Below are 13471 nucleotides of genomic sequence, written 5' to 3' on the forward strand. Positions count from 1 at the left end.
GAAGCACCCAGACGATCCGATGCCTGTGTCACCACGCCGTTCCACCGCCGCCGTTGCCGATTCCGCCGATCCGTTCGACACGGAGGATGTTGCGTTGCCTGCGCATCGTGCGGGGGAGCGTGACGCGCAGGAGCCTGCCGAGCCGCCGCGCGCCGCGCCGCGCCGGGCCGGCCCGAAGCGCGGCGCCGACGGGCGGCTCGCACAGCCGGCCGCCGCCGCGCCCGACGCTGAAGGTGGCGCCGCGAGCGACGAGGCGGGCGCAGCCGGCGCGAAGCGCAAGAAGAAGGCGGCCGCCGACAAGCCCGTGAAGACCGCCGACAAGCTCGCGAAGCTCGGTCTCACGCGCTCGATCGATCTCGTGCTGCATCTGCCGATGCGCTACGAGGACGAAACCACGCTCACGCCGATCGGCGAGCTGCTGCCGGGCGGCATCGCGCAGACCGAAGGCGTCGTGTTCGACAACGAGGTCGCGTACCGGCCGCGCCGCCAGCTCGTCGTGAAGATCCAGGACGACGACGGCGAGCAGCTCGTGCTGCGCTTCCTGAATTTCTACGGCTCGCAGGTCAAGCAGATGGCCGTCGGCCAGCGGCTGCGCGTGCGCGGCGACGTGCGCGGCGGCTTCTTCGGGATGGAGATGGTGCATCCGGCGGTGCGCGTCGTCGACGCGGATACGCCGCTGCCGCAGGTGCTGACGCCCGTCTATCCGAGTACGGCCGGCGTGTCGCAGGCCTATCTGCGCAAGGCGATCGAGAACGCGGTCGAGCGCACGCCGCTGCCCGAGCTGCTGCCGCCCGAGATCGATCGCGCGTACCTGCGGCCGCTCGGCGTGCCGTCGCTCGAGCAGGCCGTGCGCATCCTGCATCACCCGGGCGTCGATTCCGACGAAGCCGCGCTGATGGACGGCTCGCATCCGGCGTGGACGCGCATCAAGTTCGAGGAGCTGCTCGCGCAGCAGCTGTCGCTCAAGCGCGCGCACGAGGAGCGCCGCACGCGCGCGGCGCCCGCGATGCCGCGCCGCGCCGCGAGCGATGCCGACGCGCTGACCACACGGCTCTACGCGGCGCTGCCGTTCACGCTGACCGGCGCGCAGTCGCGCGTCGTCGACGAGATCGCGCACGACCTCACGCTCGCGCACCCGATGCAGCGCCTGCTGCAGGGCGACGTCGGCAGCGGCAAGACGGTCGTCGCGGCGCTGGCCGCCACGCAAGCGATCGACGCCGGCTACCAGGCCGCGCTGATGGCGCCCACCGAAATCCTCGCGGAACAGCACGCGCGCAAGCTGCGCGCATGGCTCGAGCCGCTCGGCGTCACGGTCGCGTGGCTGGCGGGCAGCCTGAAGGCGAAGGAGAAGCGCGCGGCGATCGAGGCGGCCGCGCTCGGCACCGCGCAGCTCGTGATCGGCACGCACGCGATCATCCAGGACACGGTCGAATTCGCGCGGCTCGGCCTCGTGATCGTCGACGAGCAGCACCGCTTCGGCGTCGAGCAGCGTCTCGCGCTGCGCGCGAAGGCCGCGAACGCGGCCAACGGCGCGCGCGATTTCCAGCCGCACCAGTTGATGATGTCGGCCACGCCGATTCCGCGCACGCTCGCGATGACGTATTACGCCGATCTCGAAGTCTCGACGATCGACGAGCTGCCGCCGGGCCGCACGCCCGTGCTGACGCGCCTCGTCGGCGACGCGCGGCGCGAGGAGGTGATCGCCCGGGTGCGCGAGGCCGCGCTGACGGGGCGCCAGGTGTACTGGGTGTGCCCGTTGATCGAGGAGAGCGAGACGCTGCAGCTGCAGACGGCCGTCGAGACCTACGAGACGCTCGCCGCGGCGCTTCCCGAACTGAAGGTCGGGCTCGTGCACGGCCGGCTGTCGCCGGCCGACAAGGCGGCCGTGATGGAAGCATTCACGCGCAACGACGTGCAGCTGCTGGTCGCGACGACCGTGATCGAAGTCGGCGTCGACGTGCCGAACGCGTCGCTGATGGTGATCGAGCACGCGGAGCGCTTCGGCCTCGCGCAGCTGCACCAGTTGCGCGGCCGCGTCGGGCGCGGCACCGCGGCGTCGGTGTGCGTGCTGCTGTACACGGGGCCGTTGTCGATTACCGGTCGCGAGCGGCTCAAGACGATGCGCGAGACGACCGACGGCTTCGAGATCGCGCGGCGCGACCTCGAAATCCGCGGTCCCGGCGAATTCCTCGGCGCGCGCCAGTCCGGCGCGGCGATGCTGCGCTTCGCGAACCTCGAGACCGACGGCTGGCTGATCGATCCGGCCCGCGAGGCCGCGACGCGACTGATCGCCGCGTACCCCGACGTCGTCACGCAGCATCTCGCGCGCTGGCTCGGCGCGCGCGAGCAGTACCTGAAGGCCTGATCCACCGGTTGGGGGCCGGATCCTGAGCCGCCAAAAACCGTCAATCGACGCATCGCGATGCAGAGAAACTTGGCGAACCGGTGCCGGAGGGTGTATAAATTAAACCTATCGCATGTATATCTCTGATTGACCCACAATGACGCTGACTGAATTGAAATACATCGTCGCGGTCGCGCGCGAGCGGCATTTCGGCCGCGCGGCCGAAGCATGCTTCGTGAGCCAGCCGACGCTGTCGGTGGCGATCAAGAAGCTCGAAGACGAGCTCAACGTGCAGATTTTCGAGCGCGGCGCGAGCGAAGTGAGCGTGACGCCGATCGGCGACCAGATCGTCACGCAGGCGCAGCGCGTGCTCGAGCAGACCTTCGCGATCAAGGAGATCGCGAAGCAGGGCAAGGACCCGCTCGTCGGCCCGTTCCGTCTCGGCGTGATCTACACGATCGGGCCGTACCTGCTGCCGACGCTCGTCAAGCAGATGATCCAGCGTGTCCCGCAGATGCCGCTGATGCTGCAGGAGAACTACACGCTGAAGCTGCTCGAACTGCTGAAGCAGGGCGAGATCGACGCCGCGATCATGGCGCTGCCGTTCCCGGAAACCGGCCTGATGGTGCGCCCGCTGTACGACGAGCCGTTCGTCGTCGCGCTGCCGGCCGGCCATCCATGGGAGAAGCGCGAGGAAATCGATGCCGAGGACCTGAAGCAGGAAACCATGCTGCTGCTCGGCAACGGCCACTGCTTCCGCGATCACGTGCTCGGCGTGTGCCCGGAGCTGATGCGCTTCTCGCAGACGGCCGACGGCATCCAGAAGACCTTCGAGGGCTCGTCGCTGGAGACGATCCGCCACATGGTCGCGAGCGGCGTCGGCATCACCGTGCTGCCGCGGATGTCGGTCACCGAGGTCGGCCCGCGCGCGAACGGCCCCGATGCCGAGTTGCTGTCGTACGTGCCGTTCCACGAGCCGGTGCCCGACCGCCGCGTGGTGCTCGTGTGGCGCAAGAGCTTCACGCGGATGCCCGCGATCGACGCGATCAGCGATGCGATTTCCGCATGCGAACTGCCGGGCGTCGCGAAGCTCGACATGCCGGCGACGATGAACTGACCGAGCCGCGGCATGCGTGCTGGCAACACGATGAACGGGGTCTTGCGACTCCGTTTATTTTTCTCTATCGCATAGATGAAATTAATTAAATTCAAATAATCGATAGATGAAAATAGAATGTTTTACATGGATCGGCGTCATGTCGACGTTCAATCTGCATGCTGAATGCAAGCGCCAAAGGAGGATGTCATGATGCGGTCGGTATTGCAGCACGCGCAGCGGAACATCCCGTCGCGCGACGGGGTCGTACATCGCGCCAGGGTCGCGGTTCGCAGCCTGCGTCCGATTGCGTTCGCGTACCTGGCGGACCGTGTGTATGGCGGATGAACGTTGCCGCATGCCGGTCCTGCGTGCCCCCGCGTCACCCGCCGTCAAGCCATGAGAGAGCACCGCATGTCCGAAAGCTGGAACACCACGCGCATCACCGGCACGACGCCTGCCGGGGGCCGGTTCCCCGAGCGCCCCGCCTGCGGCGCGTCGCAGCGGGAGCGCGCGGCGAAGGCCACGCACGACATTCCGTAGTACGACAGGAGGGACCCTACCTGTTCCGTTTCCCATCCCCGCAATGACACTCCACAGACAGCGCCCGGCATGCCGCCGGCGCGAGCAGGTGGAGGCATACGAGCAAGCCAAGGAGAAAACGCATGTCGACCGAAACGAAGTGCCCGTTCAACCACACCGCAGGCAGCGGCACGACGAACAAGGACTGGTGGCCGAATCAGCTGAACCTGAACATCCTGCATCGGCACTCGGCGCTGTCCGATCCGATGGACAAGGATTTCGACTACGCCGAGGCGTTCAAGAAGCTTGACCTCGCGGCGGTGAAGAAGGACCTGCACGCACTGATGACGACGTCGCAGGACTGGTGGCCGGCCGACTTCGGCCACTACGGCGGCCTGTTCATCCGCATGGCCTGGCACAGCGCCGGCACGTACCGCACGGCCGACGGCCGCGGCGGCGCGGGCGGCGGGCAGCAACGCTTCGCGCCGCTCAACAGCTGGCCGGACAACGTGAGCCTCGACAAGGCGCGCCGGCTGCTGTGGCCGATCAAGCAGAAATACGGCCGCAACATCTCGTGGGCCGACCTGCTGATCCTGACCGGCAACGTCGCGCTCGAATCGATGGGCTTCAAGACCTTCGGCTTCGCCGGCGGCCGCGTCGACACGTGGGAACCGGATGACGTCTACTGGGGCTCGGAAAAGATCTGGCTGGAACTGAGCGGCGGCCCGAACAGCCGCTACTCGGGCAAGCGCGACCTGGAAAGCCCGCTCGCCGCGGTGCAGATGGGCCTCATCTACGTGAACCCGGAAGGCCCGGACGGCAACCCCGACCCGGTCGCCGCCGCGCACGACATCCGCGAGACGTTCGCGCGGATGGCGATGAACGACGAAGAGACGGTCGCGCTGATCGCCGGCGGTCACACGTTCGGCAAGACGCACGGCGCCGGCCCGGCATCGAACGTCGGCCCCGAGCCGGAAGCCGCGGGCCTCGAGCAGCAGGGTCTCGGCTGGAAGAGCTCGTTCGGCACGGGCAAGGGCGCGGACGCGATCACGAGCGGCCTCGAAGTCACGTGGACGTCGACGCCGACCAAGTGGAGCAACGACTTCTTCAAGCACCTGTTCAGCTATGAGTGGGAGCTCACGAAGAGCCCGGCCGGCGCGCACCAGTGGGTCGCGAAGGACGCCGGCGAAGTGATTCCGGATGCGTACGACGCGTCGAAGAAGCATCGCCCGACGATGCTGACGACCGACCTGTCGCTGCGCTTCGACCCGGCATACGAAAAGATCTCGCGCCGCTTCTACGAGAACCCGGCCGAGTTCGCCGACGCGTTCGCACGCGCGTGGTTCAAGCTCACGCACCGCGACATGGGGCCGCGCGCGCGTTATCTCGGCCCGGACGTGCCGGCGGAACATCTGCTGTGGCAGGACCCGATCCCGGCCGTCGACCACAAGCTGATCGACGACGCCGACGTCGCGGCGCTGAAGGCGAAGGTGCTCGCATCGGGCCTGTCGGTGTCGCAGCTCGTGTCGACCGCATGGGCGTCGGCTGCGACGTTCCGCGGTTCGGACAAGCGCGGCGGCGCGAACGGTGCGCGCATCCGCCTCGCGCCGCAGAAGGACTGGGAAGTGAACCAGCCGGCTGAACTCGCGAAGGTGCTCGCGACGCTCGAAGGCGTGCAGAAGGCGTTCAACGACGCGCAGACGGGCGGCAAGAAGGTGTCGCTTGCCGACCTGATCGTGCTGGCCGGTGCGGCCGGCGTCGAGCAGGCCGCGAAGAATGCGGGCGTGGCGGTGACGGTGCCGTTCGCACCGGGCCGCGCGGATGCGTCGCAGGAGCAGACCGACATCGACGCGATGGCCGTGCTCGAGCCGGTGGCGGATGGTTTCCGCAACTTCCTGAAGCATGCGTACAAGACGCCGGCCGAGGCGCTGCTGGTCGACAAGGCGCAACTGCTGACGCTGAGCGCGCCCGAGATGACGGTGCTCGTCGGTGGCCTGCGCGTGCTCGGCACGAACGTCGGCGATGCGAAGCACGGCGTGTTCACCGACCGTCCGGAAACGCTGACGAACGACTTCTTCGTGAACCTGCTCGACATGGGCACGGAGTGGAAGCCGGTGTCGGCCGCGAACGACGTGTTCGAAGGGCGCGATCGTGCGACGGGCAAGGTCAAGTGGACGGGCACGCGCGTCGATCTGATCTTCGGCTCGCACGCGCAACTGCGCGCGCTGGCCGAGGTGTACGGCAGCGCGGATGCGAAGGAGAAGTTCGCACGCGACTTCGTCGCGGCCTGGAACAAGGTGATGAACCTCGACCGCTTCGATCTCGCATGAGCCTGGCCGCCGCGTAATGCGGCAGTGCGGTAACGCAGTAACGCAGTAACGCGGAACGGCCGGTCGAACGACCGGCCGTTTTTTCTCGAATATCGATGTCTTGTCGAAGGAGTGACGACCATGACGCAAATGATGCTGGACATGCGCGCCGCGTTCGCGGCGCCGGTGACACGGGCGCCGACCGCGATGGTGCGGCGCTTCGTCGGTTTTGCGATCGTTGGCGGCGGCGCTGCCGTGCTGGTCGCGCAGGCACTGCACGCGCTTGCGCCGGTTGCGGGCTACTGATCGCGCGGTTTTTCGCACGACGCTGCACGGGGCGAGCCGCATACGGATGCCGCAAGCGGGCGGCACGCGGATTGCCCGATACATGTCCGCCGGTTCAACGTGATGGGTGAGGAATCCTGAAGGTGGCCGGGAAAGGTAATGCCACGCAGATCAGGATCGGCATCAGCGACAAGGACCACGGGAAAATCGCGCACGGTCGTCTCGCCTGCTGGCCGATACGTCCTCGCCATACCTGAAGGCCCTTGTGGTACGCACGATTGCGCTACCGATGAGCGCTGCAAACCAACGTTCAGGCCGCAAGTTTGCGGTGCCGGGGGGCTATTCTGACGATCTGCGCACAAGACGGCACCGTATCTCGATACTGCCGAGATGGGGCGTTGCCTGTTCGGGCGACAGTTCTGGTCGATCAAAACCATCGCAACGTTCGAGTTTCCACATCGCCGTTTCCAGCGCGTATTCCTGCGCGGTCAAACCGTCTCCGTCGTCGATGCCATACACGCGTGATTCGGGGAGCGGAATTGCGTCATCCGGCTGCTCGTCGGTACGAGCGTCGTGTCTCGGCGGCTTCGCGTGCCGTTGACCGGAGCCGGCATGATCTTCATTGAGCAGCCAGCTGATTTGTGCGAATCTGTATCGCAGACTTCGGCGTTCATCCTTCTCTACCGGCCCGGTACGGGAGACAACCATGGCTCTCGATCGAAGCGCGCGTCCGGAACGGACCGCGTTCGTCTTTGCAGGCGGGGGCAGCCTCGGTGCGATCGAGGTGGGCATGCTGCGCGAACTGCTCAATCACGGTGAACGGCCCGACTTCGTGGTCGGCGCTTCCGCCGGCGCGATCAACGCCGCGTATTTCGCCGGGCAGCCCGACGGAGACGGCGTCGCAAAGCTCGAAGCGCTGTGGTGCAACATCCGCCGGCGCGACATCATGCCGTTTTCGATGCTCGGCCTGTTAAGGACGGTTCTGCAGAACCGCGCACACCTCGTCGAGGCGACCGCGCTGCGAATGCTGCTGGAAAGGCATCTGCGGTATCGGTACGTGGAGCGCGCGTCGCTGCCGCTGCACGTCGTCGCGACCGACATGCTCAGCGGCAACGAAATCGTGCTTTCGTCAGGCCTCGTCGTCGATGCCGTGCTCGCCAGCGCGGCGATCCCGGGCGTGTTCCCGCCGGTACGGATCGACGATCGACTGATGGTCGATGGCGGCGTCGCGAACAATACGCCGATCTCGATTGCCGTCGCGCGGGGCGCGACGCGCATCGTCGTGCTGCCGGCCGGCTTCGCGTGCGCGTTGCGCAAGCCACCGGGAAGCGCAATCGCGCAGGCAATGCATGCGCTGACGCTCGTGATCGCACGCCAACTCGTGCGCGATCTCGAGTTCTACCAAAGTCGCGCCACGATTTGCGTGGTGCCGCCGTTATGTCCGCTCGACGTCTCGCCGTACGATTACACCCGGTGCAAGGACTTGATCGACCTCGCGGCCGAACGGACCCGCGCGTGGCTCGGCGATGGCGGCCTCGAACAGACGTTCATTCCGGGGGCGTTGCACGAGCACACGCACTCGGCTCAGCGGCCGACCTGCGATGCCGGTGCGTAGAGCCCGCCCGACGCGGGCACGGACCCGGGCCGATCCGCCCGTATCGGGCCAAACCGCGGCCGGTGTGCCGAACGGCTCGATCCGCGCTCGCCTCGAATCTGTCCCTTGATATACGTGCATCGCGGCGCGACCATGTGCAGCGGGCCGCGGCGGCCGGTCCGCGCACGGCTGCGGCCGGCTGCGGCCCGCTGCGACATGACGGGAAGCGCCGCTCGGCTCTAAAATGCCGGGATTCTCTTCCCGGTGCTTCGCCATGCTTGCCCGCTTTCCCCTGTATCTGCGGCTCGTCCGGATGGACAAGCCGATCGGCAGCCTGCTGCTGCTCTGGCCGACGCTCAATGCGCTGTGGATTGCGTCGGACGGCCACCCGCGCTGGCCGCTGCTCGTGATCTTCACGCTCGGCACGCTGCTGATGCGCTCGGCCGGCTGCGCGATGAACGACTACGCCGACCGCGATTTCGACCGTCACGTGAAGCGCACGGCCGACCGGCCGCTGACGTCGGGCAAGATCCGCGCATGGGAAGCCGTTGCGATCGCGGTCGCGCTGTCGTTCATCGCGTTCCTGCTGATCCTGCCGCTGAACACGCTGACGAAGGAACTGTCCGTCGTCGCGCTGTTCGTCGCGGGCTCGTACCCGTTCATGAAGCGCTTCTTCGCGATTCCGCAGGCGTATCTCGGCATCGCGTTCGGTTTCGGCATTCCGATGGCGTTCGCGGCCGTGCAGGACACGGTGCCGACGATCGCGTGGGTGATGCTGGTCGCGAACATTTTCTGGTCGGTCGCGTACGACACCGAATACGCGATGGTCGATCGCGACGACGACATCAAGATCGGCATCCGCACGTCCGCGCTGACGTTCGGCCGCTTCGACGTCGCGGCGGTGATGGCGTGCTATGCGGCGACGCTCGGCATCTACGTGTGGATCGGCGTGACGCTCGGCTTCGGCCTGGCGTACTGGGCCGGCTGGGCGGTGGCGGTCGGCTGCGCGCTGTATCACTACACGCTGATCAAGGACCGCGAACGGATGCCGTGCTTCGCGGCGTTCCGGCACAACAACTGGCTCGGCGGCGTGCTGTTCGCGGGGATTGCCGTGCATTACCTGCTGGCCGGCAACTGAACGAAGCCGTGCGCCGGCGCGCATTGCCAATAAAAAAGCGGCCCGATGGCCGCTTTTTTTACGTCCGGTGCCAGGGCAGCCGGCACGACGGGCGCGCTTACGCGCGGCCGAGCTCGTCGCCCATTTCCTTCGCGCGTGCCTCGGCCGCGAGCGCGCCGCGCACGATCGCTTCCTTCACGCCCTGCGCGTCGAACGACGCGAGCGCGGCGGCCGTCGTGCCGCCCTTCGACGTCACGCGCTCGCGCAGCACGCTCGCCGGTTCGCCCGATTGAGCGGCGAGCTGCGCGGCGCCCGCGAACGTCGCGACTGCGAGCGCGCGACCCTGTTCGTCGTTCATGCCGAGGCGGCGCGCGGCTTCCTGCAGCGCTTCGATGAAATAGAACACGTATGCGGGGCCGCTGCCCGAAATGGCCGTGACGGCGTCGAGCTGCGATTCGTCGTCGAACCATACGATCTCGCCGACCGCGCCAAGCACGTTCGATGCGAGTTCGCGGCCTGCCGCGTCGACGCCCGGCAGTGCGGCGAGGCCTGTCACGCCCATGCCGACGAGCGCGGGTGTGTTCGGCATCGTGCGCACGACGCGGGCATAGTCGCCGAGCCAGCGCGCGAGGTCCGTGCCGCGAATGCCGGCCGCGATGCTGATCACGAGCTGCGACTTCAGGTGCGGCGCGAGCGCCTGCGCGACGTCCTTCAGTACCTGCGGTTTCACCGCGAGCACGACCGCGTCGTAATCGGCGAGCGTCGCGTCGACGGCCGCGCCGGTACGCACGCCGAATTGCTGCGCGGCGCGCGCGCGCACGTCCTCGTTGATGTCGATGGCATACAGGCCTTCAGCGGCGACGCCGCGCTTGATCAGGCCGCCGATCAGGGCCGCGGCCATGTTGCCGCCGCCGATGAATGCGATTTTCATGATGTCCGATTGAGCGAGTGAGTGAACGGAAAGGCGGAAAGGGCGCCGCGCTCAGCGCGAATAATCGCGCGCGCCGAAGATCGCGGTGCCGACGCGCACGATCGTCGCGCCTTCGAGCACGGCCGCGTCGAGATCGGCGGACATGCCCATCGACAACGTGTCGAGCGGCAGGCCGCCGGCACGCAATGCGTCGAACAGGTCGCGCAGCGCGCGATGCGGTGCGCGTTGCGCTTCGATATCGCCGGCCGGTTCGGGGATCGCCATCAGGCCGCGCAGCCGCAGCGACGGCAGCGCGGCGACCGCGCGCGCGACGTCGGCCACGTCGGCCGGCGCGACGCCGCTCTTCGACGCCTCGCCGCTGATGTTGACCTGCACGCACACGTTGAGCGGCGGCAGGTGCGCGGGGCGTTGTTCCGACAGGCGCTGCGCGATCTTCAGCCGATCGACCGAATGGACCCAGTCGAAGCGCTCGGCGACCGGGCGCGTCTTGTTCGATTGCAGCGGCCCGATGAAATGCCATTCGAGCGACGCGCGCAGATCGGCGAGCGCGTCGATCTTGTCGATCGATTCCTGCACGTAGTTTTCGCCGAATGCGTGTTGCCCGGCCGCGTGCGCGGCGCGTACGTCGTCGGCTGGAAACGTCTTCGAGACGGCGAGCAGCGACACGGTGGCGGGATCGCGGCCGGCCGCGCGGGCGGCGTCGGCGATGCGGCGATGAACGGATTCGAGACGGGCGGCGAGATCGGACATGACGGGCGCGAAGACAGGCACGGAAGCGGGCATGAAGCCGATGCGCCGCGGCACGCGGCGCATCGATCCGCCCATTATACGGACGCCGCGCGCGCAGCCCGCCTCAGCCGTACAGCAAATGCTCGACGAGCTGGATCCAGTGCACGACCGGAATCTGCGTGCCGCTCTGCAGGTGCGCGATGCAGCCGATGTTGCCGGACACGATCATCTGCGGTTCGAGCGCCTGCAGCTTCAGCAGTTTCTGCTTGCGCAACCGGTACGACAGCGACGGCTGCGTCAGCGAATAGGTGCCGGCCGAGCCGCAGCACAGATGGCTGTCGGCCGGCAGCCGCACGTCGATGCCGAGCGTCTCGAGCAGGCGTTCGACCTTGCCGCGCGACTGCTGCCCATGCTGCAGCGTGCACGGCGGGTGGTACGCGACTGTGTGGATCGCGCGGCGCCGTGCGAGCGTCGCGAGCTCGGCCTCGAATGCGAGCAGCACGTCGGAGATGTCGCGCGTCAGCGAGACGATGCGCTGCGCCCTCTCCGCGTAGGCCGGGTCGTCACGCAGCAGGTGCGCATATTCGAGCACCGTCGCGCCGCAGCCCGACGCGTTCATCACGATCGCCTCGGCGCCTTGTTCGACATGGGGCCACCATGCGTCGATGTTGCGGCGCGCGTCGTCGAGCGCCTCGTCGTGATAGTTCAGGTGCAGGCGGATCGCGCCGCAGCAGCCCGCGTCGGGCGCGACGACCGTCTCGATGCCGAGCGCGTCGAGCACGCGCGCGGTCGCGATGTTGATGTTCGGCAGCATCGACGGCTGCACGCAGCCGCCGAGCATCAGCATCTTGCGCGTATGCGTGCGGTGCGGCCATTCGAGCAGCCGCGTGCGCGGCGGCACCTTGTCGCGCAGCCGCTTCGGCAGCAGCGGCCGCACGTGCTGGCCGAGCCGCATCATCGGCGAGAACAGCGCGGCGTTCGGCACGAGGCTCGCGAGCACGCGGCGCACGATCCGCTGCTGCACGGGGCGCCGCACCTGCGCCTCGACGTGCTTGCGGCCGATCTCGACGAGCCGGCCGTACTGGACGCCGGACGGGCAGGTCGTCTCGCAGCTTCGGCACGTCAGGCAGCGGTCGAGATGCTGCTGCGTGCTGCGCGTGACGGTCGCGCCTTCGACCATCTGCTTGATCAGGTAGATGCGCCCGCGCGGGCCGTCGAGTTCGTCGCCGAGCAGTTGATAGGTCGGGCAGGTCGCGGTGCAGAACCCGCAATGCACGCACTTGCGCAGGATCGCGTCGGCCTCGTCGCCGTCGGGCGTGTTGCGGATGAAATCGGCGAGGTTCGTTTGCATCGAGCCCTCAGAGATCAGGGTAGAGCCGGCCGCGGTTGAAGATGCGCGCGGGATCGAACGCGGCCTTCAGCCCGCGGTGGATTTTCATCATCGGGGCGGGCAGCGGCGTGAACACGCCCGCGCTGCGGTCGTACGTGTCGCCCGCGCGGAACAGCGTCGCGTGGCCGCCGGCCTGCTTCGCGCTCATGCGCACGGTCTGCGCATCGGCGTCGGTGATCCACCAGCGCTGCGCGCCACCCCATTCCATCAACTGGGTGCCGGGCAAGTGCATCGGCTCGGTGATCGACGGCAGCGCGAGGCGCCACAGCGCATAGCCGGGCGGGATGCCGTTGAAGAACGGATCGGTATGCTCGCGCAGGCCGGCCCAGAAGCGCTCGGCTTCGACCGCGTCGACGACTTCGCCGCCGAGCAGTGTCTTCGCGGATTTCACGGCCGCTTCGGCGCCCGACAGGCGCAGCACGAGCGTGCCGTTGCGCCACGCGCTCGCGCTGACGGGCAGCGGATGGCCGCCCCATTCGTTGAGCTTGCGCACCGCGTCGGTCGCGGTCATCTCGAACTTCAGCGTGACTTCGGCGACGGGCATCGGCAGCACCTTGATCGACAGGTCGAGCATCAGCCCGAGCGTGCCGAGCGAACCGGCCATCAGCCGCGACACGTCGTAGCCGGCGACGTTCTTCACGACCTGACCGCCGAAGCGCAGCACCTCGCCGCGACCGTTCATCAGCGTGACGCCGAGCACGAAATCGCGCGGTGCGCCGCAGGTAGCGCGGCGCGGGCCGGCGAGACCCGCCGCGATGCAGCCGCCGACAGTGGCCGCGCGGCCGAAGTGCGGCGGCTCGAACGGCAGCATCTGGCCGCACTCGGCGAGGACGGCTTCAAGCTCAGCGAGCGGCGTGCCCGCGCGGACCGTGACGACGAGTTCGGCCGGGTCGTACGACACGACGCCCTGAAACGCGCGCGTGTCGAGGATTTCGCCCTCGAGCGCCTGGCCGTACCAGTCCTTGGTGCCGCCGCCGCGAATCCGCAGCGGCCGGCCGTCGGCGCTGGCCGCGCGGATGCGCTCGGCCCATCCGGCGACGATGTCGTCCTCTTCCATGTTCTGTTGCTGCCTCGACTTGTTGTTCGGTCGATTGTACCGGGGTGGCGCGATTCCACATCGCGACTATCCCTAAGCCCGGTATTGCGGACCGCAT

The 13471-nt window shown here is 67.9% G+C and carries 12 protein-coding genes and 1 pseudogene; 8 read left to right on the top strand and 5 right to left on the bottom strand.

The genetic code is table 11. From position 1 onward, the window contains the following. The first annotated feature begins 19 nt into the window (after positions 1-19). The 6 genes and pseudogenes from recG to FPJ27_RS22490 form a co-directional block, all read left to right on the top strand. On the top strand, positions 20-2365 hold the full coding sequence (gene recG / locus FPJ27_RS22470; RefSeq protein ID WP_204425832.1) for an ATP-dependent DNA helicase RecG: 2346 nt from the start codon (positions 20-22) through the stop codon (positions 2363-2365). Positions 2366-2501: 136 nt separating this feature from the next. Beyond that, positions 2502-3461, top strand: a complete 960-nt coding sequence (locus tag FPJ27_RS22475) for a LysR substrate-binding domain-containing protein (RefSeq protein ID WP_034182776.1) — start codon at positions 2502-2504, stop codon at positions 3459-3461. Positions 3462-3854: 393 nt separating this feature from the next. Further along, on the top strand, positions 3855-3983 hold the full coding sequence (locus FPJ27_RS36825; RefSeq protein ID WP_256260557.1) for a hypothetical protein: 129 nt from the start codon (positions 3855-3857) through the stop codon (positions 3981-3983). A 122-nt stretch (positions 3984-4105) separates the two neighbouring features. Then, the gene (gene katG / locus FPJ27_RS22480) at positions 4106-6292 is read left to right on the top strand and encodes a catalase/peroxidase HPI (protein WP_204425834.1); all 2187 of its coding nucleotides are present in this window, start codon (positions 4106-4108) and stop codon (positions 6290-6292) included. A gap of 120 nt (positions 6293-6412) precedes the next feature. Then, positions 6413-6577, top strand: a complete 165-nt coding sequence (locus FPJ27_RS22485) for a hypothetical protein (RefSeq protein WP_177318333.1) — start codon at positions 6413-6415, stop codon at positions 6575-6577. Between the two features lie 122 nt (positions 6578-6699). Further along, positions 6700-6815, top strand: a pseudogene (locus tag FPJ27_RS22490) (DNA starvation/stationary phase protection protein); the annotation flags it as partial. An 80-nt stretch (positions 6816-6895) separates the two neighbouring features. Here the strand turns inward: FPJ27_RS22490 and FPJ27_RS22495 are convergent. Next, positions 6896-7264, bottom strand: a complete 369-nt coding sequence (locus tag FPJ27_RS22495; RefSeq protein ID WP_204426393.1) for a hypothetical protein — start codon at positions 7262-7264, stop codon at positions 6896-6898. On the opposite strand from FPJ27_RS22495, the gene FPJ27_RS22500 reads away from it, so the two are divergent. Together FPJ27_RS22500 and ubiA are read left to right on the top strand one after the other, a co-directional pair. Then, on the top strand, positions 7263-8171 hold the full coding sequence (locus FPJ27_RS22500; protein WP_204425836.1) for a patatin-like phospholipase family protein: 909 nt from the start codon (positions 7263-7265) through the stop codon (positions 8169-8171). The genes FPJ27_RS22495 and FPJ27_RS22500 overlap by 2 nt on opposite strands. Positions 8172-8424: 253 nt before the next feature. Further along, the gene (gene ubiA, locus FPJ27_RS22505; protein WP_072436284.1) at positions 8425-9288 is read left to right on the top strand and encodes a 4-hydroxybenzoate octaprenyltransferase; all 864 of its coding nucleotides are present in this window, start codon (positions 8425-8427) and stop codon (positions 9286-9288) included. 97 nt (positions 9289-9385) lie between these two features. Here the strand turns inward: ubiA and proC are convergent, their stop codons facing one another. The 4 genes from proC to glcE all read right to left on the bottom strand — a co-directional run bounded on the left by proC (position 9386) and on the right by glcE (position 13374). Next, positions 9386-10198 (bottom strand): pyrroline-5-carboxylate reductase, encoded by an 813-nt coding sequence (gene proC, locus FPJ27_RS22510; protein WP_034182779.1) that lies wholly within the window; start codon positions 10196-10198, stop codon positions 9386-9388. A 51-nt stretch (positions 10199-10249) separates the two neighbouring features. Then, entirely contained in the window at positions 10250-10948 is a 699-nt protein-coding gene (locus FPJ27_RS22515; RefSeq protein WP_204425838.1) for a YggS family pyridoxal phosphate-dependent enzyme, read from the bottom strand. 103 nt (positions 10949-11051) lie between these two features. Then, complete coding sequence (gene glcF / locus FPJ27_RS22520; protein WP_072436282.1) at positions 11052-12278, bottom strand: glycolate oxidase subunit GlcF; 1227 nt, start codon at positions 12276-12278, stop codon at positions 11052-11054. 7 nt (positions 12279-12285) lie between these two features. After that, positions 12286-13374 carry a glycolate oxidase subunit GlcE gene (gene glcE, locus FPJ27_RS22525; protein WP_204425840.1) on the bottom strand — a complete coding sequence of 363 codons (1089 nt, stop codon included), beginning with the start codon at positions 13372-13374 and terminating at the stop codon, positions 12286-12288. Between the last annotated feature and the right edge of the window lie 97 nt (positions 13375-13471).

Source organism: Burkholderia sp. MS455 (assembly GCF_016899445.1).
In the GTDB taxonomy this organism is placed as follows: domain Bacteria; phylum Pseudomonadota; class Gammaproteobacteria; order Burkholderiales; family Burkholderiaceae; genus Burkholderia; species Burkholderia pyrrocinia_C.